The following is a 25927-nucleotide window of genomic DNA, read 5'->3' as shown; positions in this document are numbered from 1 at the left end:
GGCGAACCACAGAACGCCAGGATGTCGGCAGAGTGCATAAACACCCTCTGTATAAGCCAGCCTTTCATGATTTTCTTTGACATATGTCTCATCAAAGGGCAGCGCAAAAAACAATGTATAGATCAACAGTCCCAGAAACAGGAGCGCTGCTGCCAGAAAAACAGCAGAAATAAAAAAAGAACTTCCCCGCCGCGGCCAGCAGTTCCGGATCACCAGACCTGTTGACACTGCGATCAGGAAACATCCTATGCTAAAAAACGGGTGGAGAAAGCTTTTTTTCAGTCGGATACTGTTATGATCATACAGGAAGCAGCATAAAAACCCAATACTCCCTATAATAACCGCAGTCATGCGTATTTTCCCCCTTCATTTATGTAAAGCGGACCTTCTCATTCCGCTCTGCTGCATTCTCAGGAACGAGACCCCTTCATGGTCAGTACCCTAAAGAATGCTCTATATTACTAGAAAACAACTACTTGTTCATTATATAGCACATAGCTGACTTTCGCAATCGTTTTTGACTAATATATGCTGAATATTGGCACAAATTTTATCAATTATGACAGTTTATTTGTTTTTTCTGCCGGAATCAGAGGTAACGGATCTCTACGTGCATTTCGCCCTTTCCATCTGTCTCCATTACTGCATAGCTTGGACGGCGTCCCCGTTGTCTGGGATAAGCCAGACTTCCGGGATTTACCAGAAGCACACCTGCTTCCTTTTCAACAACCGGTACGTGGATATGTCCGAAAAAAGCCGCATTGCATCCCCTTGAGCGGGCAGCTTCTGCCAGCTGATCAAAGGCCATGGATACACCGTAGTAATGACCGTGAGTTACCAGAATCTTATTTTCCTCGACCTCGATCACATCTTCTCTCGGAAGATCCGAGAAAAAATCATTATTTCCGGACACAATACTGCAGGGACATTCTGCAAGGGCTTCGATATAAAATTCTCTGCCTTCCACATCTCCGCAATGTACCAGCATGTCAAAAGGAGCCTCCCGATTTATCGCGATCTCCAGGTTTTCATCTCTTCCGTGAGTATCGCTTACGATCAGCACCTTCATACAAGCTCTTCCTTTATAAGGCAAAGAGCTTTTCCACGATGGCTGATCCTGTTCTTTTCTTCCATGGAAAGCTCTGCGGAAGTACAGCCATATTCCGGAAGATAAAAGATCGGGTCATAGCCAAAGCCATTCTCCCCTTTTTCCTCGTAGCCGATGCGGCCTTCCATGGCAGCACGGACTGTCTTTCTTCTGCCATCCGGGAAAACTGCCGCAATAGCACATACAAAACGTGCAGTACGTTTCTCATCAGGTACACCTTCCAGACGCTGGATCAGGTTTGCGTTTTTAATATGATAAGAAGTATCCTCACCCATATAGCGTGCGGAATAGATTCCCGGCTCTTTGTTCAGATAGTCGATCTCCAGACCGGAATCATCTGCCAGAACGATCTCGCCAGTCATTTTACTGATTGCTTCTGCCTTGATCATGGCATTTTCTTCAAAGCTTTTTCCATTTTCATCAATATCCGCATGGATCCCGGCATCCTTCAGGGAAAGGATCTCCAGAGAAGGATCCGCAAGTATCCTTCGGATCTCCTTCATTTTATCCTCATTTCCGGTAGCAAAAATGATCTTTTTCATTCTTTAATACTTCCTTTCTTCGGCGGACGTGGTCCAAGAAACTGGTAATAATAGGTTTTCATCATTCCGTTATAGATCTTACGGTTTTTATCTGCCTTTCGGCCGATGTCATTCTCTGCCTTGTCATAGGCAGTGATCAGATACATGGACCAGCGATCCAGCCCCTTATAGCTTTCACCGATCTCACGGTACAATGCAGGGAGATTGGATTTTTCTTCGATCCGCTCACCATATGGCGGATTTGTCACGATAAAACCAAAGGGTTTGGAATGGCGGAGTTCACTGACCGGGCGCTGCTGGAAATGGATCAGTCTGTCCACTCCTGCCATTTTTGCGTTGGCGCGTGCTGCCTTGATGGCAGCTGCATCGATATCAAAGCCCTGGATATCGGTTTCAATATCAAGATTTACACGTTCTCTGGCTTCTTCTCTTGCATCCTCCCAGCATTCCTTCGGGATCAGATGCTCCCAGCTCTCGGCCAGAAAATGACGGTTCAGTCCCGGCGCCATATCCGCTGCCATCATTGCCGCCTCAATAGGAAAGGTGCCGCTTCCGCAGAACGGATCGACAAGAATACGGTCCTTTTTCCAGGGGGTGAGCATCAAAAGAGCGCTGGCAAGCGTCTCGGTGATAGGTGCCTTGACAGTCATCTGGCGATACCCTCTCTTATGGAGGGATACTCCTGAAGTGTCGATTCCGATCAGAGCTACGTCTTTCATAAAGGCCACACGGATAGGAAATTCCGGACCATCTTCCGGAAACCAGGAAATCCCGTAGATGCCTTTGAGACGCTCTACAATGGCTTTTTTCATAATGGACTGGATATCAGATGGACTGAAAAGCTTACTTTTGATGGAGTTTGCCTTGGCTACCCAGAATTTACCGTTTTTCGGTATGTAATTCTCCCATGGGAGGGCCTTGGTCTTTTCAAAAAGCTCATCAAAAGTCTCGGCCTTTACTTCGCCTACTTTCAGAAGCACACGTTCTGTGGTACGAAGGAACAGATTGGCGTCTGCCACACCCTGGGCATCAGCCTCAAAGGTTACTCTTCCGTCTTCCACCCTGGTCACTTCATAGCCAAGATCCAGTATTTCACGCTTCAGCACCGCCTCTGTTCCAAAATGACAGGGCGCCGTTAATTCCCACAGATTCATAAAGTGATCTCCCGTACTGTATTTCCTTCAAAATCTTTAATGGTAAAAATTCCGTTCTCAAGGATTGCATAGGTCGGCGGGTTACCTTCCTTTGGAATGGATACGGAACCTGGGTTCAGAAGGATATAATTCCCCATATTTTCTGCCTTCAGCACATGTGTATGACCGTGGATCAGAATGTCTCCGTCCATCATCGGCGGAAGATTATCCTTATTATAGATATGACCATGTGTGGCGTACATCGTTTTTCCTTCGATGGCAAGGATACAGTAATCTGCCATAACCGGGAAGTCCAGGACCATCTGATCCACTTCTGCCTCACAGTTTCCGCGTACTGCATAGATCTGGTTTTTTCTCCCATTTAAAAGGCGGATGACTTCCTTTGGTGCGTATTCCTTCGGAAGGTCATTTCTTGGTCCGTGATAAAGCAGATCTCCCAGAAGCACCAGTCTCTCCGCCTTCTCCTTGTCATATGCTTCCAGCATTTTCCGGCAGTAATATGCCGAACCATGTACATCGGACGCAAACATATATTTCATAATCTTTTCTCCTTGTAATTTGTGTTGGTTTTTATCTCTGTTCTTTACATTATCATGATTTCCTTTAAAATACAAGATTTGTTACAGATATGCATTCGCAATCTGATTTGATATTGTCCGCTTTTTTTATCCGCGCACAAGATTTCTCCCTCTGTAGGCTGCAAATCCACCAATCACGGACCTGGTACGACAGCCCTGTCTTGCCAGGCTCCGGGCAGCCTGCATGCTGGCGCCGCCGCGGTCGCAGTAAAATATCAGCAGCTTATCTTTGGGAAAACGATATTTCTGATCCTGTTTTTTCTCAAGATATTCCTCCAGCTCTCTGTATGGAATATTTACCGCGTTCCGGACATGTCCCCTTCTGTAGGCGGCAGAATCCCGGAGATCTATGATAACAGCGTCGCTGCGCTCCACATAATAATCCAGCATTTTTGCAGAGATAGTTTCGATCTGAAACATGGAAAAAATCTCCTCTTTTTGGTATATTATATGGAAGCTTCCGGGTGAATGTTCCCTTATATGTATTTAAGCGGGAAAAGCCATCTCTGACTTTTCCCGCTTTTCTTATCCTTTAATATCTGTCAGAGCCTCTGTCCTTCTCAGAATCATATTCATCGGAAATTTTGTTTCCGTAGCTGCTTTTGGAACTGTTCCTGGAAGAATTTCCAGAATTGTTCTTAGAGCTGTTTTTTCCGCAATTTCTGGAAGCACTTTCCCCGTGATTTTTTCCTGCATAATTAGACTCATTTCTGTCTGTTTCGTAATTTTTCGCCATTTGAATTACCTCCTGATGAAGTTGATTTTACGGCTTTCCGAAGCTTTCTGCCGCTTTTTATTACAGGAAATAGTATCCCAAAAAGTTTGGAGATTATTCGCCAAAATCATATTGCTTTTTTTTCCAGTTTATATTATAATCATTCTTGTAAAAAGAATTTACCCTTCAAAAATTTTTTTTACATAACCCCTTATTTAATTATTTATACTCCCCTCGAAACACCCGGTAGCTCCCCTACCGGGTGTTTCTCTATACAAAAACAAGCCGCCGGATGACGATCACAGTTGCTCCGGCAGCTTGTTTTTTTATCCGTTGATCGGATTTACATGCACCATACAGTGCTTTACATCTTTGAATTTATTCTCGATCGTATGATGTACATTTTCCGCAATATCATGTGCATCAAAAAGGGAAATATTTCCATCTGCTGCGATCTCGATATCCACATACATCTTGGATCCGAAAAGACGGGTTTTAAGAAGGTCTACTCTTCTGACGCCCGGTACCTTGAGGATCTCTCTCTTCATGAATTCCTCAGTTTTTGCATCACAGGAATGATCTACCATCTTGTCAATGGCATCCCTGAAAATGTCGATCGATGCCTTGGCGATCATAACGCAGATCACGATACTGGCGATCGGGTCCAGAATCGGGTATCCCAGTCTTGCACCGAAGATGCCGACAAACGCTCCGATAGAGGAAAGTGCATCTGAACGATGGTGCCATGCATCTGCCATCAGGGCTCCTGAATTGATCTTCTTTGCAGCACCTCTTGTATACCAGAACATCCACTCTTTTACCACAATGGATACCACTGCTGCAATCAGTGCAAGTGTTCCCGGAATGGCAATGGTTCCACCGGATGTGCTTTTTACGATATCACGGGCACCGGTAATTCCGATTCCAAGACCAGTGACAAGCAGCATTCCTGCAAGGACAATGGAAGAGACACACTCCATTCTTTCATGTCCGTACTGGTGCTCTTTGTCCGATTTCTTTGCTGAAAGACGGACACCGATGATTACGATGAAGGTGCTTCCCACATCTGATGCAGAATGAATGGCATCCGAAATCATCGCTCCTGAATGTGCCACAATACCTGCGATCAGTTTAAATACAGATAATAAAAGGTTTACCAGAATACTGATCCCGGATACCTTCATTGCTGTCTGCTGTTCCCATGAAGCTGTTTTTTCTGTATCATGTATAATTGTTTTGTTTTCTGTGTGTTCCATAAACAGAATCTCCTTTTAAATATATGATCAGGTTCTTCTTATGGCACAACATTTTCCGTGAAAAAACCGGCGGTTCCTTCACTACTCGCTGCAGTGCGATTTTCCGCCGGTGTTCTTTCTTTTCTGTATAGGGATATCCCAGCTTCTACCTTCTGTTCCATCCATATTTTGCAGTAAAAAAGACATACCTGCGAAACATACACTGTCCCGCAGATATGTCTGAAAGCAAAGTCACATTCTGCTTCACCTCATATTCCGTGAATGCAGGTTCTTTGCAATTACGTTTAAATCCATATCCGCTGCCGCTTCCTGCGGCCCGGCCCCATGCCTTCGATAAATATTTTCGATTCCGAAAAGCATCGCCTGCTCAGTTTGTACTGTTGATCTCGCATCCTGTTCGAATGTAATGCAGTGCAAAGAGAATTTTTACAGTCTTACGGGTCTCCCGCTCAACTTCTCAGAAAGGATACACCATGAACCTTATGTTAGTCAAGCCAAAGTTTTTTATTTTACAGGTAGATATCTTCAACTTTCTGTTTATTCCATGTCTGGAAACATGCTTCGCACTGCACAGTTCTATATCAAACAATAGATCCTCAGTTGTTTGTCAAAAAACCGGGAGCGGATAAATCCGCTCCCGGTTAAGTCTACGATCTGTATTCAGTTGGAATGACTGATTATGCCTGCGGGCCGGCTGCAACGAGTGCTTTACCAGCTGCATTTCCTTCATATTTAGCAAAGTTCTTAACGAATCTTGCAGCAAGATCTTTAGCCTTTGTCTCCCACTCTGCAGCATCTGCATATGTGTCACGTGGGTCAAGGATTGCAGGATCTACGCCCGGAAGCTCTGTCGGAACCTCGAAGTTGAAGAATGGGATCTTCTTTGTCGGAGCTTTAAGGATAGATCCGTCAAGGATAGCATCGATGATACCACGAGTATCTTTGATGGAGATACGTTTTCCAGTTCCATTCCATCCTGTGTTAACGAGGTATGCTTTCGCACCGCTCTTCTCCATTCTCTTAACGAGCTCCTCAGCATATTTTGTCGGATGAAGCTCAAGGAATGCCTGTCCGAAGCATGCGGAGAATGTAGGAGTAGGCTCTGTGATTCCACGCTCTGTACCAGCAAGTTTAGCTGTGAATCCGGAAAGGAAGTAGTACTGTGTCTGCTCCGGTGTCAGGATAGATACTGGAGGAAGTACGCCGAATGCATCTGCGGACAGGAAGATAACCTCTTTCGCTGCCGGTGCAGAAGATACAGGGCGAACAATGTTCTCGATGTGGTTGATCGGGTAAGAAACACGTGTGTTCTCTGTTACGCTCTTGTCAGCGAAGTCGATCTTGCCCTCAGCATCAAGTGTTACGTTCTCAAGAAGAGCGTTTCTCTTGATCGCATTGTAGATGTCCGGCTCAGACTCTTTGTCAAGGTTGATAACCTTAGCGTAGCATCCACCCTCGAAGTTGAATACTCCGTTGTCATCCCAGCCATGCTCGTCATCACCGATCAGAAGACGCTTAGGATCTGTGGAAAGTGTTGTCTTACCTGTTCCGGAAAGACCGAAGAAGATAGCTGTGTTCTCTCCGTTAAGGTCTGTGTTTGCAGAGCAGTGCATGGAAGCGATGCCCTTAAGCGGCAGATAGTAGTTCATCATGGAGAACATACCTTTCTTCATCTCTCCGCCGTACCATGTATTAACGATAACCTGCTCACGGCTTGTAATGTTGAACATTACAGCTGTCTCAGAGTTAAGTCCTAATTCTTTGTAGTTCTCAACTTTAGCCTTGGATGCGTTGTAAACAACGAAATCCGGCTCAAAGTTCTCAAGCTCCTCAGCTGTCGGCTGAATGAACATGTTTGTTACGAAGTGTGCCTGCCATGCAACCTCAACGATGAAACGGATAGCCATACGTGTGTCTTTGTTAGCTCCGCAGAATGCATCTACTACGAAAAGTTTCTTGTTGGAAAGCTCCTTCTTGGCAAGATCTTTAACTGCATTCCATGCTTCCTGAGTTGCCGGATGGTTATCGTTCTTGTACTCATCGGATGTCCACCAAACTGTGTCCTTGGAGTTCTCATCCATAACGATGTATTTGTCTTTAGGGGAACGTCCTGTGTAGATACCTGTCATTACATTGACAGCACCAAGCTCACTGACCTGACCCTTCTCAAATCCTTCAAGCTCCGGTTTGGTCTCTTCCTCAAATAATGTCTCGTAGGAAGGATTGTACACGATCTCAGTTGTTCCGGTAATACCATACTTTGTTAAATCGATTTTTGCCATCTTAACATTTACCTCTCTTCTTTAATAGTAATTATGATAGCCACCTACTGCTGCAGGTTTTTGTCATCCTGCCATAGGAATTGGTCATTCCAACATCCCTATCCACAATTATACATAAATTGTACGTAAAAGCAACCAAAAAAATTCATTTTCCGCAAAAAAATGATAAATCTTTAACAGTGACGTTTTAGTACTGTCAGATTTTATTTCATCTACACTTGACTTTTTCAGAATAATGGCTACAATATATCTGATTATAGTTATTATATATATTTATAATAGCAACTATATGATTTTAATATATAGAAAGAAGTGATTTCTATGTCAGATATTCTAATCAAACGTAATCATATGGAAATCCCCTGGCACAACTACGTAAGCGCCAGGAACAACCAGCCCATCACCGAAGCTTCTCTTTCCGAAAAAGCTTCCCTGATCGGCCGTACAGGCATGATGCTTCTCTCCTGTGGGACCGGTGCCTGGCGGGTACGGAGTTCCATGAATACATTGTCAGAAGCACTTGGTATCACCTGTTCCGCAGATATCGGACTGATGTCTATAAGCTACACCTGCTTTGACGGTGAGAGCAGTTTTTCCCATGCACTTAGTCTGACTACCACCGGCGTAAATACTTCCAGACTGAACAGGCTGGAACATTTTGTCAGTGATTTTCCTGCGGAGGGTATCCATATGAGCGGTGAAGCACTGCACAGTCAGTTAGATGAGATCGAGCGGATCCACGGGCTTTATTCCCCTGCATCCCTGGGACTGGCTTCTGCACTGGCCTGTGGTGCATTTACTTTTCTTCTGGGCGGTGGCCCGCTGGAAATGATCCTGGCTTTTGCAGGCGCAGGCATCGGAAACGCCATCCGCTGCAAGCTTGGCAAGCATCATTTTACTCTGTTTATGTGCATTGCAGTTTCTGTTTCCTCTGCCTGTCTTGTATATGCAGGCTTCCTGAAGCTGGCAGAGCTTCTGTTCCACATTTCCGTCCAGCATGAGGCCGGATACATCTGTTCCATGCTGTTTATCATTCCAGGCTTTCCGTTTATCACAAGCGGGATCGACCTTGCCAAGCTGGATATGCGTTCCGGTCTGGAACGACTGGCCTACGCCATTATTGTTGTAATGGTGGCTGCTGTCTCTGCCTGGCTAATGGCACTGCTTCTTCATCTGAAACCTGTGGATTTCCTGCCTCTGGAGCTTTCGGCAGCTCAGAGGATCCTGTTCCGGCTTCTGGCAAGCTTCTGCGGGGTATTCGGCTTTTCGGTCATGTTCAACAGCCCTGTCCGTCTAGCCGCAGCTGCCGCTTTCATCGGTGCACTGTCCAACACACTCCGGCTGGAACTTGTTGATCTTGCCGGTTTTCCACCTGCTGCCGCAGCTTTTCTCGGAGCACTGACCGCCGGACTTCTGGCCTCCCTCATCAAAACAAAAGTGGGATATCCCAGAATTTCCATTACCGTACCATCCATTGTGATCATGGTCCCGGGGCTTTATCTCTACCGGGCGATCTACAATCTGGGGATCATGTCCCTGAATGTTTCCGCCTCCTGGTTTGCAGCTGCGATCCTGATCATCGTTGCTCTTCCCCTGGGCCTTATTTTCGCCAGGATCCTTACGGACAAAATGTTCCGCTACTGCACCTGATGGGCATACAAAAAGGACTGCTTTCTGTAGCTTCCGGTCATCAGCTATCCTTCTGATAACCGGAGCAATACAAAAGCAGTCCTTTTTTGTACATTCTATTTCATTACGATCTCATCAGCGATCCCGATCATTTTTTCCAGGCGGTCCGCAAATTTATGGATGGGGAGAAAAACGCCCAGTCCGTCATAACGTTTTCCACCATCCTCCACAGAATCCTGCCCATAATACACAAAAGCTCTTGGAAGCTTCTTCTGAATTGCCATCATGATATCCCATACAGCCGCATAGGCCTGTGCCTCCGTTTCTTTTTCCTTTACGCTGTCCGGAAGCTCATACACCAGCAGCACACCGATATGTTCGCCCATTTTGTACTCTTCTACTTCCATGGTATCTTCATCATAGGCATGGCGCTTCCGGTAGCCATACGCCAGATACATCTTTACACCAGGTTTCTCCCTGTATATCCTGCGAAATCGGTCGTAATCCCTGTCACTTACATGGATTCCCTTTTCCCGCAGAAAATTTCCTTTTTCATCTGTGAGAAATACCGGATTCTCCTGTCCATCTGCATTGAACCTGAACGGTGCCAGAAAAGAATTTCGCAGAAGATCAAACATACTGTTCTGGCAGATCGCCATAAGGAGAGCTGTCAGATCACGGTTTTTATATGCGTCCAGCAATGCATAGGCGAATTTTTCCGGAGGAAGATATCCGCATTCTATGTCTGTATCCGCATCCATGGATTCATAGAAGGTCTCCGTCAGCCGTCTGCACGCCTCCGGATCCTTCAGGATCTTTTCAAATAAAAGCTCCGCCTTTTCCTCTCTTGGGAATAATGTGCTGTTTTCCACAATTCCTCACCCTTTCTAATCTCTATGTTTACTGGAAAACATCAGAATAAAGCTGATCAGAAGCAAAACATCCGATACCCAGATTGCCGGGATCCCCAGCCTCATGGACAGATTTCCTCCGCCACCGGCTCCAATGGCAAAAAAGAAAATTATTCCGAAATAATAAAGAGCCTGCTTCAGCTGTTCCGGACGTTTTTCACGACAATACACGGACAACGCCGCCGTGCCGCTTCGTAAATTTCCGATGCACATAGTGCTTGCATAGGAATAACCGCCCACCTTCCGGAAGGTCTGTACCTGCATGGCGCAGGAAAAGGATACCAGTACGGTTGCCAGCATATCCAATTCTCCCGGCATAAATCCCACCGCAAAAAGGATCAGGATCTCGATCAGCAGGATCATCTGCCTCCAGTGAAGTTTTTTTGCATATTTAAAGGTATTCTGGATTCGCTCCGCCGCTACAACACCAATGGCAAAGGCTAAAACAGGGAACAGGTACCTTAAACCGTCTCCCCACTGTCCTGTCATAAAATTATGGCTCATCAGAACCACGTTGCCTGTCTGGGCGTTGGAAAACACCTCATCTCTTGTAAAGTATGTGTAGGCATCCTGAAATCCGCCGGACATTGCCAGAAATACACTTGTGATAAAAGCTTCTGACATCTGCCGGTCCGCATTTTGCAGCTTTCCGCCTCCTGAAACCACTCTAAATCACTCCTGTCATTGATTTTTTTCCTCGGGTGTATTATAGTTTGCTCAGAAGCAAATGTAAAAAGTATTATTAATATCGTAAACATATTAAAATCATATCACAGGATGGAGACAATACATGATCACTTACGACTACTACCGGATCTTTTATTATGTAGCCCAGTATAAGAGCTTTACCAAGGCAGCAAGAGCTCTTCACAACAACCAGCCAAATATCACCCGCTGTATGAACAACCTGGAGCAGGAGCTGAAATGTACGCTCTTTCTCCGCTCCAACAAAGGAATCGCACTTACACCGGAAGGCCGCCAGCTTTATGAACACGTTGCCCTGGCTTTTGAGCAGCTGTCCATCGGCGAGGAGGAAATCCGCCAGAACGGAGAGCTGGAGCATGGTCTGGTTTCCATCGGCGCCAGCGAAAATGCCCTGCGTCTGATCCTTCTGGAAAAGCTGGAGCTGTTCCGCGAGCAATATCCCCATGTTCGCCTGCGCCTCTTTAACCATTCTACTCCTCAGGCAGTACAGGCACTGAAAAATTATGCGGTGGATTTCGCTATTGTCACCACTCCGATCTCCATCCGCAAGCCTTTACAGAAAAAAAGTCTCCTGCGTTACCGGGAAATTCTTGTATGCGGAAGCAAATATAAGGATCTGACCACTGCCCCTATCAGCATCCATGAGCTTCAGGATCTGCCCTTTGTAGGTCTTGCGGAAGGGACCAGCACTAGAGAAATGTATATGAATTACTTTATGGAAAACCGTGTTTCTTTTCATCCTGACATCGAGGCAGCAACTACAGACCAGGTCCTTCCCATGATCGTCCACAATCTGGGAATCGGCTTTTACCCCGAGCCCCTTGCCCGGGAAGTGATCAATGACGGGAAGATTTTTGCCCTTCAGCTTAAGGAGCCGCTCCCTCAGAGAGAGGTCTGCTTAGTCACAAACAGCAGTACTGCCATGAGTACTGCTGTCAAAAAAGCTATTGAATTTATTGTGTAAATCCCTGAGGCGGATCAGCCATTTACATTTATTGTTCCACTGTCCGCTCAATATGCATGGCAAGATAACCAATTTCAATAGGATCCAGCTCTTTACCCAGGCTTTTGCCCAGGCTCTCACAGACATCCTCCGCGATCCTGTAGGATTCCGGATATTTTTCTTCTATATATTCATTCATATCCAGCTTCAGTGTCTCCCCTGTGGAGACACGGGCTACCATATATTTGATATGGTTCATCATACGGTTGTAGGACAGGGAGATCACATCGATCTTTCTTCCTGTGGCCATCTCGATCATGGCGATGCATTCCCGTACCGTTCTTGCTGTCTGCATGGCAACAGACACCTTTTCATCTCCAAGTGCTGAGTGAATATGAAGTGCCACATATCCCACCTCATGCTCGTCGATTTCAATATCCATCCGCTCCTTCAGGATCTTCTTCAATACCTCCGCCACCTTGAATTCGCTGTAAAAAAGCACCTTGATATCATCCGTCAGAGGATTGCTGATCTGCTCATGATTCCGGATACGTCCCACTGCAAAGGAAATATGATCAGCAAGGGGAAACAGGATCCTTCTGTCTATGGTATCCCCAAAGGTCTTCTCAGCTTCTCTCAATATCTCATCTGCGATCTCCAGAAATTCCGGTGCTATGCTCTTTGCCAGTTCTTTTGCTGAGCCACGTTCTGTCTCCTGAGCCAGCCTGTAAATAGTACAGTCTGCCGGAGCCTCAAAACGCTGGCTGACCTTCTTTCCAAATCCCACACCTTTTCCCAGAAGTACATATTCCTGGTTTTCTTCCATATTTATGGCAATGATGCCGTTATTGTTCAATACCTTGCTCACTCTGTACATCTTTTTCCCCACCATTTTTATATATCCTGCTGCTTTTCCACATTCCACCACTGTCTGCCCCGGATTTTCAGTCGACATTTTTGTCTGCAGCTGTTGATTTTCTTTATCGTAACAGAATCTTTCTTTTGTGTAAAGCCCTTCTGACAGACAGTTATTTTCTTTGCCACAGGAAAAGCGCGCCCGGGCATTAGGCGCGCTTTTCACAAAACCAATCTTCTATATTATTGCTGAAAAATTTCCTATTCTTCCACAGTCTCTACTGCGAACAGCGGCTCTCCTGCCTTGATCTCTCCATTGGCAAGAAGGCGTACTCTCTGATTATCCTCGATCTCTGTGCAAAGGATCGGAGAACATAAGGACGGAGCGTTTTCTATAAGATACGGGATGTCAATCTTCATCAACGGCTCGCCTTTTTTTACATGCTGTCCCTGCTCTACCAGGATCTCGAAGCCTTTTCCTTCCAGCTTTACAGTATCAATGCCGATATGGAGGAGCATAGGAAGATCTGTATCTGTCTGGAATCCGATGGCATGCTTTGTGTCAAAAATAAACTCTACCTCGCCGTCTTCCGGAGCACAGATCACCGGGTCCTTCGGTGTGACTACAGCACCCTCTCCCATCATTCCTTCCGCAAAGCCTTCATCCGGCGCTGTGGAAAGGTCTGCGGCGATACCGGTTACCGGGCTGTAGACAATCGCTGTTCTGAGAACCTTTTTCTCTGGCTGCGTGCTGGCTTCGGATGTCGGAGCTGTGTTCTGAGTAGCCTCACCTGTACTTTCTGCTGTACGCTCTGTATCAGACTGAGCCTGATTTTCCGCATTGTCTGTTTCTTTCTCATTTGCACCTTCAAAATATTCATTCGGCGCTGTCTCCAGATAATCCTCCAGCTTGGATTTGATCACAGTTACCTGCGGACCGTAGATGATCTGGACACCCTGGCCTTTTTTCACGATTCCTCTGGAACCTGTTGTTTTCAAAATATCGTCGTTGACTCTTGCTGCGTCATGGACGGTGATACGGAGTCTTGTTGCACAGCAGTCCACATCACTGATGTTTTTCTTTCCTCCAAGGCCGGCTGTGATGGCTTCGCTTACCGGGTCTGCAGATGTACTTCCTGCTGCTTCACCGGCTTTTCCGGCTTCTTTTCTTGCGTTTACATCTGCTTTTGTATAAAGCTTTGTTTCTGTGTCGTCATCCTCACGTCCCGGAGTCTTAAAGTTGAACTTTTTGATCAGGAAGGTGAAAATCACATAATAGAGAATAAAGTAAATGATACCTACCGGGATAATCCTGAACCAGCTTGTCTTTGCATTTCCCTGAAGGATTCCGAACAGGAACAGATCCAGGAAACCGCCGGAGAAGGTAAGTCCTACTGCAATGTTCAGCATATGTGCGATCATATAAGCCGCGCCTGCAAGAACAACCTGTACTGCAAACAATGCAGGAGCTACAAACAGGAAGGAGAACTCCAGTGGCTCTGTGATTCCTGTAAGCATACATGCAAGGGCTGCTGAAAGAAGAAGTCCGCCTGCTGCTTTTTTCTTCTCAGGCTTTGCACAGCGGTACATGGCAAGAGCAGCTCCCGGAAGACCGAAGATCATGAAAATGAACTCTCCGGAAAAATATCTTGTTGCATCAGCACTGAAATGCGCTACATTTGCGGAATCTGCAAGCTGGGCGAAAAAGATGTTCTGTCCGCCCTGTACCATCTGGCCTGCAACCTCCATAGTCCCGCCAACGGCTGTCTGCCAGAATGGCATATAAAATACGTGATGAAGTCCGAATGGGATCAGCGCGCGTTTGATAATACCGAAGATCAGGGTTCCGACATAGCCGCTGCCTGTTACAAGACCGCCCAGAGCATAAATACCGTTCTGGACTGCCGGCCATACGAAATACATCAGGATTCCCACAAACATATATACAATGGTGGAAATGATGGGCACAAATCTGGAACCACCGAAGAAGGAAAGTGCGTTTGGAAGCACGATCTTATGAAAACGGTTGTGCAGAGCCGCAACACCAAGGCCGACGATAATACCGCCAAACACACCCATCTGCAAAGACTGAATGCCGCAGACAGAAGTTACAGTACCTTCCAGAACGCTTTTTGCGATCTGTCCGTCTGCTGTGATCTTGTCATTTACTACCAGCATACCGTTGATGGCTACGTTCATAACGAAGTAAGCGATCAGTGCGGAAAGAGCTGCTACCTCTTTCTCTTTTTTTGCCATACCGATGGCCACACCTACTGCAAAGATCAAAGGCAGGTTATCAAATACCGCACTTCCGACTTTGTTCATGATGACTAGGAGTGCATTTAAGATGGTTCCGTCTCCCAGAATCTTCTGAAGTCCATAGGTTGCAATGGTCGTTTCATTTGTGAAGGAACTGCCGAATCCAAGAAGCAGGCCTGCCACAGGAAGGATTGCGATGGGGAGCATAAAGGAACGTCCCACACGCTGCAAAACTCCGAAAATTTTGTCTTTCATGTTCTCTCTCCTTTTCTTTCGACGTTTTGGAGCGGGAATCTTTTAAGTGGGCAACAAAAAAAGACACCAACCCCCATAAACGTCAAATAAAAATAATAACATTTATGACTGGTTAATGCCTGCTTATCAGTTACACACCAAATCTGAAATACACTATACGGGTTTTGTTCTTCTGTGTCAAGGAGTAATTTGATTTTTTCCAAAAAATATCTCCTCATATCACTATCCGCTCCGTTGCCAATAATCTCTTGCGGAATATTTCCTGTGAACAGCAGCCATATAGTTCCTGTTCTCAGAAAGTATACAGAAACGAAACAGGCCAGAAATTCACTTATCTTGACTTTATTCTCACTTATGATAAGATGAACATAGAATGTCCGGCAGCAATATTTTTTGCTCAGACAACACTATACATTTCATAAAAACGGAGGTACTTTTCCGATGAATACCATCAAGAAATTCATCCACTACTACGGCCCGTACAAAGCGGTCTTTTTTATTGACCTGATCTGTGCAGCCGTTATCAGTCTGGTAGATCTTGCTTATCCCCAGATTCTTCGTACTATGACAAAAACTCTCTTTACACAGGATAAGGATATTATTCTTCATGCCCTCCCTGTGATTGCAGCTTCTCTTTTTGTTATGTACATTGTGCAGAGTCTCTGCAAATATTATGTAACCTATCAGGGACATATGATGGGTGCAAAGATGGAACGTGATATGCGCCGGGAGCTTTTTGACCATTACCAGGAGCTGTCTTTTTCCTATTACAGCAGGAATAATTCCGGTCAGATGATGAGCAAGCTGGTCAGTGACCTTTTTGACATTTCCGAGTTTGCACATCATGGTCCTGAGAATCTTTTTATCTCTCTGGTAAAGATCGTCGGTGCTTTTATCTTCCTGTTCTTTATCAACAAAAAACTTGCACTGCCGCTGATCCTCCTGGTGATCGTAATGTTTGTGTTTTCCTTCCGCCAGAATGCAAAAATGCAGGAAACCTTCATGGAAAACCGTCGTAAGATCGGAGATGTAAATGCCAGCCTTCAGGATACGCTTTCCGGAATCCGCGTGGTGCAGTCCTTCGCAAACGAGGACATCGAACGTGTCAAATTTAAGAAAAGCAATGAAGCGTTCCTTGTTTCCAAAAGAGATAATTATCACTGCATGGGAAGCTTCATGAGTTCCAATCTTTTCTTCCAGGGCATGATGTACCTGGTAACTCTTGTTTACGGCGGCTATCTGATTGCTCAGGGTGAAATGCAGACTGCAGATCTTGCCATGTATGCCCTGTATATCGGAATCTTTATCAGCCCCATCCAGATCCTGGTGGAACTTGTGGAAATGATGCAGAAGGGTCTTTCCGGTTTCCGCCGTTTCCTGGATGTGATGGAAACAGAATCCGAGATCAGGGATGCAGACAACGCTGCGGAGCTTACGGACGTGAAAGGACATGTGCGTTACGACCATGTTTCTTTTCATTACAACGATGATGAAACTCCTGTGCTTTCCGATATCTCTATTGATATCCCGGCAGGAAAATCCATTGCCCTGGTGGGACCTTCCGGAAGCGGAAAAACCACGATCTGCTCTCTCCTGCCCAGATTTTATGATGTGACCGGCGGTTCCATTACTGTAGACGGAAAGGATATCCGCGGGCTGACTCTTAAGAGCCTTCGAAGCCAGATCGGTATGGTACAGCAGGATGTCTATCTTTTTGATGGAACCATCAAGGATAATATTGCCTACGGAAAGCCCGGAGCTTCCGATGAAGAGATCATCAAAGCCGCCAAATGTGCGAGTATCCATGACTTTATCATGGAGCTTCCGGATAAATACGACACTTATGTCGGAGAACGTGGCACACGCCTTTCCGGCGGACAGAAGCAGCGGATTTCCATTGCACGTGTATTCCTTAAGAATCCTCCGATCCTGATCCTGGATGAGGCCACCAGCGCTCTGGATAACGAAAGCGAACGTTGGATTCAGAAGAGTCTGGAGGAACTTTCAAAAAATCGTACTACCATTACGATCGCGCACCGGCTTTCTACGATCCGTGATGCGGATGAGATCATTGTGATCACGGAGGAGGGTATCGCCGAAAGAGGCACTCATGCTGAACTGCTTGAGAAGAATGGATTGTATGCTGCATATTACAATATGTAGAAAGATACGAGGGAGGCGCTTCGCTGTCCCACTGAGATTTTTATAGGGCAAAATAAAAGGCTGCTGTATACCTTATCAATAGTGATATAGATATATAGCAGTCTTTTTATTTGTCAATTACTATCTTTTCAAAAAATTCAATCAAAGATTACAGCAGATAAACCGGAAGCTCGTCTTTAATTCCTACTGGCTGGTTGTTGTCCGGCTCATCTTTCTTTGGGGTGAGGAATTTGGCCTGGAGTTCGTCGGCGTTTCCTCCGCTGATCACGTTCTGGGCTACAGTTCCTGTTGTTTCTGCTGCAGCTGTTTTCTTTGCTGCGGTTTTACGTGCTGTTGTTTTTCTGGTAGTGGTTTTCTTTGCTGTTGTTTTTGTTGCGGCTGCTTTCTTTGCTGTGGTCTTCTTTGCAGGAGCTTTGGCTGCTGTTTTCTTTGCTGTAGTTTTTTCTGCCGCTTTTTCAGCTGTTTCAGCTTTTACCTCTGACGGCTTCTCTGCTGCTTTAACCTCAGCCTCTTTTACCTCTGTTTTTGTTTCTGTTTTGGATGCTTTTTCTGCATTTACTGCTCTTGCGATGCTTGCTTTACCTACTGACACGATTCATTACCTCCTCTGCCAATGCTATGTACTCTTTTGCGCTGCGGCTGCTTTTTTTGAACTCCACAACTGGTTCACTGCTGTCCTGGGACCATTCGATGGAGCTGTCTACACGGATAAAAGATTCGAAAAGATAGATTCCTTCCATTTCTTTCAGTGTTTCCATAGTCTGTTTGAAATAATTCTTTCTGGCATCTGCCTTGGTTACTACGATTCCCAAAACCTTTAAATCCGGAGCGATCTCCCTGACTTCATTGAGGAAATCAAACATATTTGCAAGACCAAACATACCCCACGGACTTGCCTCTACCGGAACAAGAACATAATCGGATGCACATAAAATATTCATCACCCAGCCGCCAAGAGTAGGCGGTGCATCAATGAGAATGTAATCGTACACTCCGGAATCTTTAACCTTCTGCAGACATTTCCGCAGGATAAACTCTCTCTGCCATTTTGTAAAAAGCTCATATTCCACGGAGCTCATCAGCGTAGACGACGGAACCAGATCCAGATTCTCATACTTCGTATGCACGATAAAATCGCTGAGATCCGACTGATGACCGATAGCATAGTAGAGATTCTTTTCCCCTGCTGCCATCTCAAGCACTTCTTCCTCCGAAAAAAAAGAAAGGGAAAGATTCAGCTGCATATCACCGTCTACCATCAGTACCTTCTTACCCATGCCGGCCAGTGCCGCTCCCACATTGGAACAGCTGGTGGACTTTCCGCTGCCGCCCTTATTATTTGCAAAACAGATCGTTACTGTATTTCCCATTACAGCCTCCCGACAACATAATTTCGTATTTTCTGTCACTTGCCCTTATTATAATATAACGTTCTCCTAAAAACAAGCACATCCCCCATAAAACCACGAAAACCGACAAAATAACCTCACATAAAACAACAGTATATACACCCAAAAACAGCAGGTTCCGGATCACTCCGAAAACCTGCTGTCCTGATTCGCTGACTATTATTATTTTACGATAAAAGATTTTCTCTTGCTGACAACATCGAAGATAACCGCTGCCAGAAGAACCATACCTTTAACAACCTTCTGGATATTCTGGTCAATACCCATGATACTCATGCCAAGATTCAGAACACCCATCAGAAGTGCACCAATGATAACACCAGGAACTGTACCGGTACCACCATAAGCAGAAGCACCACCAATAAGTCAATCACAGTCCTTCTCCTGTATGTTTTTCCTTACTGCTCGAATCTGCCCTTCATCTTCACTTCCTGCTCCCACACAGCGACCTTGCCGCGGGCAAACAGGCTGTTGATGTTGAGATTCTCATCCAGTACCAGAAGGTCTGCGTCTGCGCCTTCCGCTACACAGCCCTTGATTCCTTCTTTGCCAAGGAGTACGGCCGGAGTGCTGGTCAGAAGCTGTAAGGCATCCTCCAGCGGCATGCCCTCTCTTACCAGGATCTGGATGGTACGGTGCAGATACTTCGGGGACGCGTAGGTCAGGCCAATGCACTCGCCCTCTTCGTTGAAGCGCGGCTGGCTTCCGAACGCGTCACTGGACATGGTTACATGATCCAGGCTCACATCTTCGCGGTGCAACAGCTCATAGAGCTTCAGAGCATCGGATTCGACCTCCACATCATCGGCGCCGGCGGTGCAGTCAATGTAGCCGCCACGGCGCACCAGATCCGCGCCGGCATCAATCAGTCCAGGATTGCGTAAGATGTGGGTCGGCAGCAGGTTCTTGGCTGGAACGTCGGAATGATCCAGCACATAGAAAATCGGATCCAGTCTTCCCTCTCCGTCACCCATGTGCATGGTTACCAGGCCAGGGGTATTGCTGAGTAAGCCGGCTCTGCGCGCTGCAGTAGCCAGCGCGATCAGCTCTTCTCCGCCTGGGTTGGAGCTTCTGTGATCCGATACCGCTACCTTCACACCGATCATCGGTGGAACCAGGATGATATCGCGCTCTACACTTCCGGTCAGGGTGGTCGGCGGGTAACCATAGGAACTGGTCAGAGTGTACACGGTCATGCCCTCTTCGGTCAGGGCGCGAGCTTTTGCGACCAGATTTTCCACACTGCGGGTTACGCCATCGGTTCCCAGAAGTCCGACTACCGTGGTAATACCATTTTTGAAGAATTCACTGAGCTGGGATTCCGGTACACGGGATGCCGGCCCCTGCTCTCCGCCGCCGCCTGTGATATGCACGTGCATGTCAATGTAAGCCGGAACAACGGTCTTTCCCTCCAGATCATAGGTTTCCACTCCCGGAAGTCCCTCATATCCCTCAATAGTATCCTGCATCAGAAGGATTTTTTCCCCCTCAATAAGGATATCTTTCTTTCCCAGTTTCTCCGGTGCGTACACATTCGCGTTTTTCAGTAACTTGATCATAATGTCAATTCTCCTGTCTCTTTCTTTTCCGCTTTTCTATTTCAAAGCTTCTGTCAGTCTGTCTCAAAGGTGCCTTTTACCAGTGCTTTTCCATACTCCACCATTTTCTGTCCACGGACAAATACCGTATCTACCAGAAATTCCTCATCCAGGATCACAAGATCCGCGTCGCTGCCCGGACGGATGCAGCCCTTTTTCGGGAATAATCCGTTGGCTCTGGCCGGGTTCTCCCCGCAGATGCGGATGGCTTTTTCCACCGGAACCCCTGCCTTTACAGCATCACGCACTTCCTCATGCAGGGAAGAAAGCCGTGTAACCAGAAGCTTTGCGCCGCCCCCGCCAATCACATGAACATGCTGGTCCACATAACCAGGAATTACCATTTTTCCATCTGCAGAAACAACTTCCACCGGAGCAGAAAGTTCCGGTGGATCGATGTGTTCTGCCACAGAAAATACTTTTTCATCTACGATCAGGATATCACGGATTCCTTTTGGATCCGGATCATACAGATTCGCGTTTTTAATCAAAAGCACTCTGGACATCGTATTTAGTTCTCCTTTTTCTTCTCATCATCGAGCTTGGCAATACCAAATCCGGTAAAGCCCCAGATGATTGCAAAAATCCAGCCGGTGTAGCACAGGATTGCCCATGGAAGGTAATCCAAAGTCTCTACGCCAAGGGTGGAAGCCATGTAAGCACCTGCTGCGGACCACGGGATCAGCGGTACAACTACGGTACCGGCATCCTCAAGGGTTCTGGACAGGTTCTTTGCCGCAAGCCCGCGCTCTTTGTAAGCGTCACGGAACATCTCGCCCGGAATCAGAATGGCAAGGTAAGAGTTACCGGTGGTCAGTGCCATGGTAATGCAGGCTGCAACGGTTGCGGTGATCAGCGCACCGGTACTCTTTGCCACGCTTAAGATCTTCTGGAGTACCACATCCAGACAGCCAGCCCGGCTCATGATACCTGCGAAGCAGAATGCGCAGAATACCAGAAGTGTGGTGCTCATAATGCCGTTCATACCGCCGCGGTTTAACAGCTTGGTTACGGCCTCGGAACAGGTCTCGGTGTCAAATCCTGCACGGTGGATCATGGATACATCAAAACCGTTTACGGTTGCCTTTAACACATCTCCTAACGCTACGTGCTGAATGAAGACACTCTCCAAGCCTGCTACAAAAGTAGAAAGAAGCATAACCGGAATGGTTGGCTTCTGAAGCAGGGAGCCGCCCAGCACGATCACTACCGGAATGATGATCAGCAGGTTCCAGCTGTACATGGAAGAAAGCTGGCTTAATAAAGTAGTAACGGTGTCAGAAGTAATATCTGCGCTTACATCTGCGTTCATACCAACAATGGCATATACCACCAGGGAAACGATGGTTGCTGGGACAGTGGTGTAGAACATATGTCCGATATGCTCATACAGTGTGCTGCCTGCCGCGATCGGAGCCAGGTTTGTGGTATCGGACAGCGGAGACATCTTGTCACCAAAGTAGGAACCTGCGATGCAGGCGCCTGCAGTAGCCGGAAGGGATACGCCAAGGGCGCTTGCGATTCCCATCAGGGCAACACCCATGGTTGCAACGGAACCCCAGGAGGTACCGGTAACAACCGAAACCACTGCCTCGATCAGGAACGCGGTAACCAGCATGAATTTCGGGTTTACGATCTGGACGCCGTAATAAATCATCATCGGAATGGTACCGGATGCCATCCAGGTACCAACCATAGCGCCAACACATACAAGAATCAGGATGGCAGGCATGCCCTTTGCAATCTTGGTGCAGATCTCATCCATCATCTCATCCCAGGTAATGCCTACACGGAACGCGATAAATGCTGCGATTGCAGCTACCATGATCAGAAGCGGCTCTGTGCTGTAGCCGAATACGCCTTTTCCGATGGTAAGGATCAGGAGCATTGCGACGATCGGTGTGATCGATTCCGCAAAAGTGGGCAGACGTTTGGCCCGTTCTTTCTTTTCTTTCATTTGTAGTTTCTCCTTTTAGCCTCCTTCGTGACAGTTTCACATTTTATCACGGCAGAGTATTAAGATTTGGACTTATTATATCAGAAAAGATAACGGGCAACAACTAAAACTTTATATTTTTTTATTTTCTTGTTACACGGGAGTTTGACACATTGAAATTCAAAAAAGTACCGCAAAGCCTTGAAACAGGCTTATTTTTTTGTCAAATTTTTATTTTTATTATATAGTAATATTTAGTGATATGTACTATAACAGTGGAAGCGGTAATTATTGTGCGTATAACAACATCAAAATCAAAAAATTCCGAGTCCTTTTATATCACTCAGTCCTATACAAATCCGGTTATTAAACCGCGCTTTGAAAGGAACTTATACTACAGAACAATTGCTCCATATTTTAAAAGACATAAAATTTGCAGATGTAGAAAAACAGGGTTTCATGCCGGTATATGAACGTCAGAAAATCACTGACGATCTCCACGAAACCTGTGGATTCAGAACAGACTATCAATTCATAACAAAACGGAAAATGAAAGGAATTCAGAAAAAAAGTAAGCGGAGATAAAACATTACTATGTTTCGTGTATGCAGATAAAAGTGCCACACCCCTTGTATTTGAAGGGCACTGAAAAACTTCCATTTCTTCTTAAGTGGAAGTTTTTCTTTTATATTATTTTCAAATCTTTACTTAGGAAAATCATAAAAAGCTATGGTTTACTCCATAGCCAGCTCATCTAATCTTACTATTCGTTTTACATTTGCTGTAAATGCCGTAAAATACATTTGCAGATGCATAGCAAATAAACCTCTCGAATCTGCTTTACGCAAACCGTGAGCTTCCTTTAGTTCTCCATTCTTTTCTTCTATCCTGTGCCGAATCTTCATTCGCTCCTGAAAATATTCGCTTTCTTCAAATTTAAGCCTTTCAAGATTTTTCTCGCTTGCTTGCGTGATACTGTAGCTTCTTGTTTTAGCGTTTGATCTTCCTACACGGCATTTTTCTCTTTGGGGACATTTCCGACACGTTACTTTGCTAAATATATATCTTAAATAAGTATTCCCATTTTTTGCCGTTCTTTTTTCTACACGCGTGGAAAGCTCTCCGGCAGGACACTGCAGCATCCCAGCATCTTTATTAAAGCAGAAACCTTCCTCAAGGTTCCCGTTTGCTGCAGCAGCTACTGCTGTATTGGTTCTGGCAATCAATGTAATCTCTTTTCCGCAGACTTCCAGATTGTCATCACTGACATATGCCATATCGCCTATAACTTCTGTAACTTTTATTCCATTTTCCTTCGCGTTTTCTATCAGTTTTGGTAATTCCTGCCCATCTGGTGCTCCTCCATCTGTTACAGTGATCCCCGCAATGAGACGTTCTTCAGTCATCGCAAGATGATTCTTATATCCATAGAACGTACTGGTTGCCGTTTTATGTCCAAACCGTGCATCTTTATCATCTTTGGATCGGATCTCTTTGAGCCGCTCATCTTCTAGTAGTTCTTTCATTTCATGAGAAAGTTTCTGTATCTTTTTATTTCCACAGGATTTTATTCCTTCCTCCAGAACCTGGAGTAGTTCCCTAGTATAGGCAATTTCTTCATCCAGTCCTGCTTCCAAAGAGGGTTTCTCAGGAAATCGCTCTGATAATTCAAAAGCTGTTTTATAAACCTCTTTCCGAAGTTGTTTGCTCATATCCCGCAGAATCTGCGTTGGAGATTTTGCCCAGACAGAAGCAATTGTATGGGTGGAATCAACGATAATGGTTCCCGATTTGATCAGATTTTTATCCAAAGCCTGTTGAATGGTTTCTTTTAACATTTCTTCCAGAATATCTTCTGTAATACGAGTTTTTCTGAATTTTGTGAGAAGACTGGGATCTATCATTTTTGCTTCTGGTTCCAGGTCAAGGAAAAATTTATATGCCATGTCCGTCTGGGCGCTGCTAATCAGGGCTTCGTCAGAAAGATCGTACAGTTTTTTCAGGAAAAGCAGTTTAAACATCATTTCTGGTTCCTTTGCCGGGCGACCGAAATTTTCACAAAAAAGCCCAATTCTTTTTTAGAATCAGACTTTTTCAGTGCCCTTTTAAATATGGTTTTGATTTGGTTTTGTAGCATAAAAAAATCTCCTTGTAGTTGTATTTGCATCGTGCAGATGCTTCTTTAACTACAAGGGCCGCTCTCACTACTTCTAAAAACCAATCAGTAGTGAGAGCGGCCGCACATTTGAGTTGAAGTGTCAACCCCTATTTAGGGAAAAACTAAAAAAGAGGTTAGACCTCATGTATAAGATCTAACCTTGAAAATTAACTAAATGACATTGACCAGTGAACAGTAACAAAATAACCTTACATAAAACAACAGTATATACACCCAAAAACAGCAGGTTCCGGATCACTCCGAAAACCTGCTGTCCTGATTCGCTGACTATTATTATTTTACGATAAAAGATTTTCTCTTGCTGACAACATCGAAGATAACCGCTGCCAGAAGAACCATACCTTTGACAACCTTCTGGATATTCTGGTCAATACCCATGATACTCATACCAAGGTTCAGAACACCCATAAGGAGGGCACCAATGATAACACCGGGAACTGTACCGGTACCACCATAAGCAGAAGCACCACCGATGAAACATGCACCGATCGCATCCATCTCGAAGTTTGTACCTGCCTGTGGGTTGGATGAGTTCAGTCTGGCCATTGTCACCATACCTGCAATAGCTGCCAGAAGGCCCATGTTCAAGTAAGCAAGGAAATAAACCTTGTTTGTGTCAATACCGGAAAGCTTTGTTGCCTTCTCATTACCGCCAACTGCATAAAAATAACGACCTGTTGTAGTCTTGGAAGCAATGTATGTATAGATTGCGATGATCACTACAACCCAGAGAAGGGAATTCGGGATACCTTTGTACTGAGCAAGTCTGAACATGAATGCAAGAACAACTACACAGATCAGAACCATCTTCACTGCAACACCACCGAAAGACTCAACACTGTAGCCTTTCTTTGCACGGTCTGCACGGTTTTTCATAACAAGTGCAACATAGACGATGCAGACAATAATGCCAACTACGAAACATGTTCTGTTAAATCCTTCACCTCCACCAAGGAAGTCCGGAATATAGTTATTGAACAAAGCCAGATAAGCATCCGGCATCGGAGCCAGGGTCTGTCCTTCCAGAACTACGTTGGAAAGGCCACGAAAAGCAAGCATACCTGCCAGAGTAACAATAAATGGAGGAATTCGTACATAAGCGATCCAGAATCCCTGCCATGCACCAATGGCAATACCCACAAGAAGCATCACGATCATAGTGAGATACGGGTTCATACTGTTGAGAACCATCATCTTACCACCGACAGCAGCAACAAAGCATACAACAGAACCAACTGACAGATCGATGTTACCACCTGTTAAAATACAGAACAGCATACCGGTTGCAAGAATAAATACATATGCATTCTGGGCTACCAGGTTATTTACATTCTGCGGAAGAAGCATAACGCCCTTTGTGTTCACAGAAAACATGATCACAACAAATACCAGAACAATGACCATGGTATATTTTTTTAATATTTCTGAAAAACTAATCTTTTTCTCCATC

The 25927-nt window shown here is 45.5% G+C and carries 21 protein-coding genes, 3 pseudogenes and 1 riboswitch; of the genes and pseudogenes, 4 read left to right on the top strand and 20 right to left on the bottom strand.

What is annotated here, in order from left to right:
• Nucleotides 1-589: 589 nt before the first annotated feature.
• The 8 genes from CCC17_RS01155 to pckA form a co-directional block, all read right to left on the bottom strand.
• Nucleotides 590-1069, bottom strand: a complete 480-nt coding sequence (locus CCC17_RS01155) for a metallophosphoesterase family protein (protein WP_015526016.1) — start codon at nucleotides 1067-1069, stop codon at nucleotides 590-592.
• Nucleotides 1066-1650, bottom strand: coding sequence for an XTP/dITP diphosphatase (locus CCC17_RS01150; RefSeq protein WP_015526017.1), 585 nt, complete (start codon nucleotides 1648-1650; stop codon nucleotides 1066-1068). Before CCC17_RS01150 ends, CCC17_RS01155 begins: the two co-directional genes overlap by 4 nt.
• Nucleotides 1647-2804: a THUMP domain-containing class I SAM-dependent RNA methyltransferase gene (locus CCC17_RS01145; protein ID WP_021650290.1), complete on the bottom strand. Its 1158-nt coding sequence runs from the start codon at nucleotides 2802-2804 to the stop codon at nucleotides 1647-1649. Before CCC17_RS01145 ends, CCC17_RS01150 begins: the two co-directional genes overlap by 4 nt.
• The gene (gene yfcE, locus CCC17_RS01140) at nucleotides 2801-3343 is read right to left on the bottom strand and encodes a phosphodiesterase (protein WP_287082362.1); all 543 of its coding nucleotides are present in this window, start codon (nucleotides 3341-3343) and stop codon (nucleotides 2801-2803) included. Before yfcE ends, CCC17_RS01145 begins: the two co-directional genes overlap by 4 nt.
• A 126-nt stretch (nucleotides 3344-3469) precedes the next feature.
• Nucleotides 3470-3802, bottom strand: coding sequence for a rhodanese-like domain-containing protein (locus tag CCC17_RS01135; RefSeq protein ID WP_015526020.1), 333 nt, complete (start codon nucleotides 3800-3802; stop codon nucleotides 3470-3472).
• Between the two features lie 112 nt (nucleotides 3803-3914).
• On the bottom strand, nucleotides 3915-4118 hold the full coding sequence (locus CCC17_RS01130) for a hypothetical protein (protein ID WP_015526021.1): 204 nt from the start codon (nucleotides 4116-4118) through the stop codon (nucleotides 3915-3917).
• A gap of 305 nt (nucleotides 4119-4423) precedes the next feature.
• Entirely contained in the window at nucleotides 4424-5353 is a 930-nt protein-coding gene (locus CCC17_RS01125) for a cation diffusion facilitator family transporter (RefSeq protein ID WP_015526022.1), read from the bottom strand.
• 200 nt (nucleotides 5354-5553) lie between these two features.
• Nucleotides 5554-5734: riboswitch (NiCo riboswitch) on the bottom strand.
• A gap of 296 nt (nucleotides 5735-6030) precedes the next feature.
• The gene (pckA, locus tag CCC17_RS01120) at nucleotides 6031-7635 is read right to left on the bottom strand and encodes a phosphoenolpyruvate carboxykinase (ATP) (RefSeq protein WP_015526024.1); all 1605 of its coding nucleotides are present in this window, start codon (nucleotides 7633-7635) and stop codon (nucleotides 6031-6033) included.
• A 321-nt stretch (nucleotides 7636-7956) separates the two neighbouring features.
• Here pckA and CCC17_RS01115 point away from each other — a divergent pair, with 321 nt between their 5' ends.
• A complete protein-coding gene (locus CCC17_RS01115; RefSeq protein ID WP_015526025.1) occupies nucleotides 7957-9285 on the top strand; it encodes a threonine/serine ThrE exporter family protein in 1329 nt (442 codons plus the stop codon).
• A gap of 95 nt (nucleotides 9286-9380) precedes the next feature.
• Here the strand turns inward: CCC17_RS01115 and CCC17_RS01110 are convergent, their stop codons facing one another.
• The gene (locus CCC17_RS01110) at nucleotides 9381-10136 is read right to left on the bottom strand and encodes a DUF4866 domain-containing protein (RefSeq protein ID WP_173740795.1); all 756 of its coding nucleotides are present in this window, start codon (nucleotides 10134-10136) and stop codon (nucleotides 9381-9383) included.
• A gap of 15 nt (nucleotides 10137-10151) precedes the next feature.
• Nucleotides 10152-10799, bottom strand: coding sequence for a YoaK family protein (locus CCC17_RS01105; protein WP_161209430.1), 648 nt, complete (start codon nucleotides 10797-10799; stop codon nucleotides 10152-10154).
• A 166-nt stretch (nucleotides 10800-10965) separates the two neighbouring features.
• On the opposite strand from CCC17_RS01105, the gene CCC17_RS01100 reads away from it, so the two are divergent.
• A complete protein-coding gene (locus tag CCC17_RS01100; RefSeq protein WP_015526026.1) occupies nucleotides 10966-11844 on the top strand; it encodes a LysR family transcriptional regulator in 879 nt (292 codons plus the stop codon).
• Nucleotides 11845-11872: 28 nt separating this feature from the next.
• Here CCC17_RS01100 and CCC17_RS01095 read toward each other — a convergent pair whose 3' ends face one another.
• On the bottom strand, nucleotides 11873-12700 hold the full coding sequence (locus CCC17_RS01095) for a PRD domain-containing protein (RefSeq protein ID WP_147603315.1): 828 nt from the start codon (nucleotides 12698-12700) through the stop codon (nucleotides 11873-11875).
• Nucleotides 12701-12939: 239 nt separating this feature from the next.
• Entirely contained in the window at nucleotides 12940-15192 is a 2253-nt protein-coding gene (locus tag CCC17_RS01090) for a PTS transporter subunit IIABC (RefSeq protein ID WP_015526027.1), read from the bottom strand.
• 441 nt (nucleotides 15193-15633) lie between these two features.
• On the opposite strand from CCC17_RS01090, the gene CCC17_RS01085 reads away from it, so the two are divergent.
• On the top strand, nucleotides 15634-17355 hold the full coding sequence (locus CCC17_RS01085) for an ABC transporter ATP-binding protein (protein WP_287082361.1): 1722 nt from the start codon (nucleotides 15634-15636) through the stop codon (nucleotides 17353-17355).
• A 148-nt stretch (nucleotides 17356-17503) separates the two neighbouring features.
• Here CCC17_RS01085 and CCC17_RS01080 read toward each other — a convergent pair whose 3' ends face one another.
• From CCC17_RS01080 to nhaC, 6 genes and pseudogenes are all read right to left on the bottom strand, one after another.
• On the bottom strand, nucleotides 17504-17947 hold the full coding sequence (locus tag CCC17_RS01080; protein ID WP_021650455.1) for a hypothetical protein: 444 nt from the start codon (nucleotides 17945-17947) through the stop codon (nucleotides 17504-17506).
• Nucleotides 17934-18725, bottom strand: coding sequence for a ParA family protein (locus CCC17_RS01075; RefSeq protein WP_015526030.1), 792 nt, complete (start codon nucleotides 18723-18725; stop codon nucleotides 17934-17936). The genes CCC17_RS01080 and CCC17_RS01075 overlap by 14 nt, the downstream gene beginning before the upstream one ends.
• A 201-nt stretch (nucleotides 18726-18926) precedes the next feature.
• Nucleotides 18927-19127, bottom strand: a pseudogene (locus CCC17_RS01070) (sugar ABC transporter permease); the annotation flags it as partial.
• Nucleotides 19128-19162: 35 nt separating this feature from the next.
• Nucleotides 19163-20323: a beta-aspartyl-peptidase gene (gene iadA / locus CCC17_RS01065; RefSeq protein ID WP_015526031.1), complete on the bottom strand. Its 1161-nt coding sequence runs from the start codon at nucleotides 20321-20323 to the stop codon at nucleotides 19163-19165.
• Nucleotides 20324-20376: 53 nt separating this feature from the next.
• Nucleotides 20377-20868, bottom strand: a complete 492-nt coding sequence (locus tag CCC17_RS01060; protein ID WP_015526032.1) for an amidohydrolase family protein — start codon at nucleotides 20866-20868, stop codon at nucleotides 20377-20379.
• Nucleotides 20869-20873: 5 nt separating this feature from the next.
• Nucleotides 20874-22319 (bottom strand): Na+/H+ antiporter NhaC, encoded by a 1446-nt coding sequence (gene nhaC, locus CCC17_RS01055; RefSeq protein WP_015526033.1) that lies wholly within the window; start codon nucleotides 22317-22319, stop codon nucleotides 20874-20876.
• A gap of 336 nt (nucleotides 22320-22655) precedes the next feature.
• Between nhaC and CCC17_RS15155 the strand changes: the two are divergent.
• A pseudogene (locus tag CCC17_RS15155) lies at nucleotides 22656-22883 on the top strand (IS1634 family transposase); the annotation flags it as partial.
• Nucleotides 22884-23032: 149 nt separating this feature from the next.
• Here the strand turns inward: CCC17_RS15155 and CCC17_RS01050 are convergent.
• Both CCC17_RS01050 and mmsB read right to left on the bottom strand, forming a co-directional pair.
• A pseudogene (locus CCC17_RS01050) lies at nucleotides 23033-24361 on the bottom strand (IS1182 family transposase); the annotation flags it as partial.
• A 389-nt stretch (nucleotides 24362-24750) separates the two neighbouring features.
• Nucleotides 24751-25926, bottom strand: a complete 1176-nt coding sequence (gene mmsB, locus CCC17_RS01045) for a multiple monosaccharide ABC transporter permease (RefSeq protein ID WP_215638288.1) — start codon at nucleotides 25924-25926, stop codon at nucleotides 24751-24753.
• Nucleotide 25927 lies beyond the last annotated feature (1 nt).

Source organism: Blautia sp. LMAG:36, from assembly GCF_008680535.1.
Classification (GTDB): Bacteria; Bacillota; Clostridia; order Lachnospirales; family Lachnospiraceae; genus Blautia_A; species Blautia_A fusiformis.
This window is presented reverse-complemented; position numbering and strand designations above follow the sequence as displayed.

Coding starts and splice junctions, on each gene's coding strand:
- iadA (WP_015526031.1), bottom strand. CDS start 20,323: ATGATCAAGTTACTGAAAAACGCGAATGTGTACGCACCGGAGAAACTG.
- CCC17_RS01075 (WP_015526030.1), bottom strand. CDS start 18,725: ATGGGAAATACAGTAACGATCTGTTTTGCAAATAATAAGGGCGGCAGC.
- CCC17_RS01060 (WP_015526032.1), bottom strand. CDS start 20,868: ATGTCCAGAGTGCTTTTGATTAAAAACGCGAATCTGTATGATCCGGAT.
- CCC17_RS01125 (WP_015526022.1), bottom strand. CDS start 5,353: ATGGAACACACAGAAAACAAAACAATTATACATGATACAGAAAAAACA.
- CCC17_RS01135 (WP_015526020.1), bottom strand. CDS start 3,802: ATGTTTCAGATCGAAACTATCTCTGCAAAAATGCTGGATTATTATGTG.
- yfcE (WP_287082362.1), bottom strand. CDS start 3,343: ATGAAATATATGTTTGCGTCCGATGTACATGGTTCGGCATATTACTGC.
- CCC17_RS01155 (WP_015526016.1), bottom strand. CDS start 1,069: ATGAAGGTGCTGATCGTAAGCGATACTCACGGAAGAGATGAAAACCTG.
- CCC17_RS01150 (WP_015526017.1), bottom strand. CDS start 1,650: ATGAAAAAGATCATTTTTGCTACCGGAAATGAGGATAAAATGAAGGAG.
- CCC17_RS01145 (WP_021650290.1), bottom strand. CDS start 2,804: ATGAATCTGTGGGAATTAACGGCGCCCTGTCATTTTGGAACAGAGGCG.
- CCC17_RS01115 (WP_015526025.1), top strand. CDS start 7,957: ATGTCAGATATTCTAATCAAACGTAATCATATGGAAATCCCCTGGCAC.
- mmsB (WP_215638288.1), bottom strand. CDS start 25,926: ATGGAGAAAAAGATTAGTTTTTCAGAAATATTAAAAAAATATACCATG.
- CCC17_RS01090 (WP_015526027.1), bottom strand. CDS start 15,192: ATGAAAGACAAAATTTTCGGAGTTTTGCAGCGTGTGGGACGTTCCTTT.
- CCC17_RS01130 (WP_015526021.1), bottom strand. CDS start 4,118: ATGGCGAAAAATTACGAAACAGACAGAAATGAGTCTAATTATGCAGGA.
- nhaC (WP_015526033.1), bottom strand. CDS start 22,319: ATGAAAGAAAAGAAAGAACGGGCCAAACGTCTGCCCACTTTTGCGGAA.
- CCC17_RS01085 (WP_287082361.1), top strand. CDS start 15,634: ATGAATACCATCAAGAAATTCATCCACTACTACGGCCCGTACAAAGCG.
- CCC17_RS01100 (WP_015526026.1), top strand. CDS start 10,966: ATGATCACTTACGACTACTACCGGATCTTTTATTATGTAGCCCAGTAT.
- CCC17_RS01095 (WP_147603315.1), bottom strand. CDS start 12,700: ATGTACAGAGTGAGCAAGGTATTGAACAATAACGGCATCATTGCCATA.
- CCC17_RS01105 (WP_161209430.1), bottom strand. CDS start 10,799: ATGTCAGAAGCTTTTATCACAAGTGTATTTCTGGCAATGTCCGGCGGA.
- pckA (WP_015526024.1), bottom strand. CDS start 7,635: ATGGCAAAAATCGATTTAACAAAGTATGGTATTACCGGAACAACTGAG.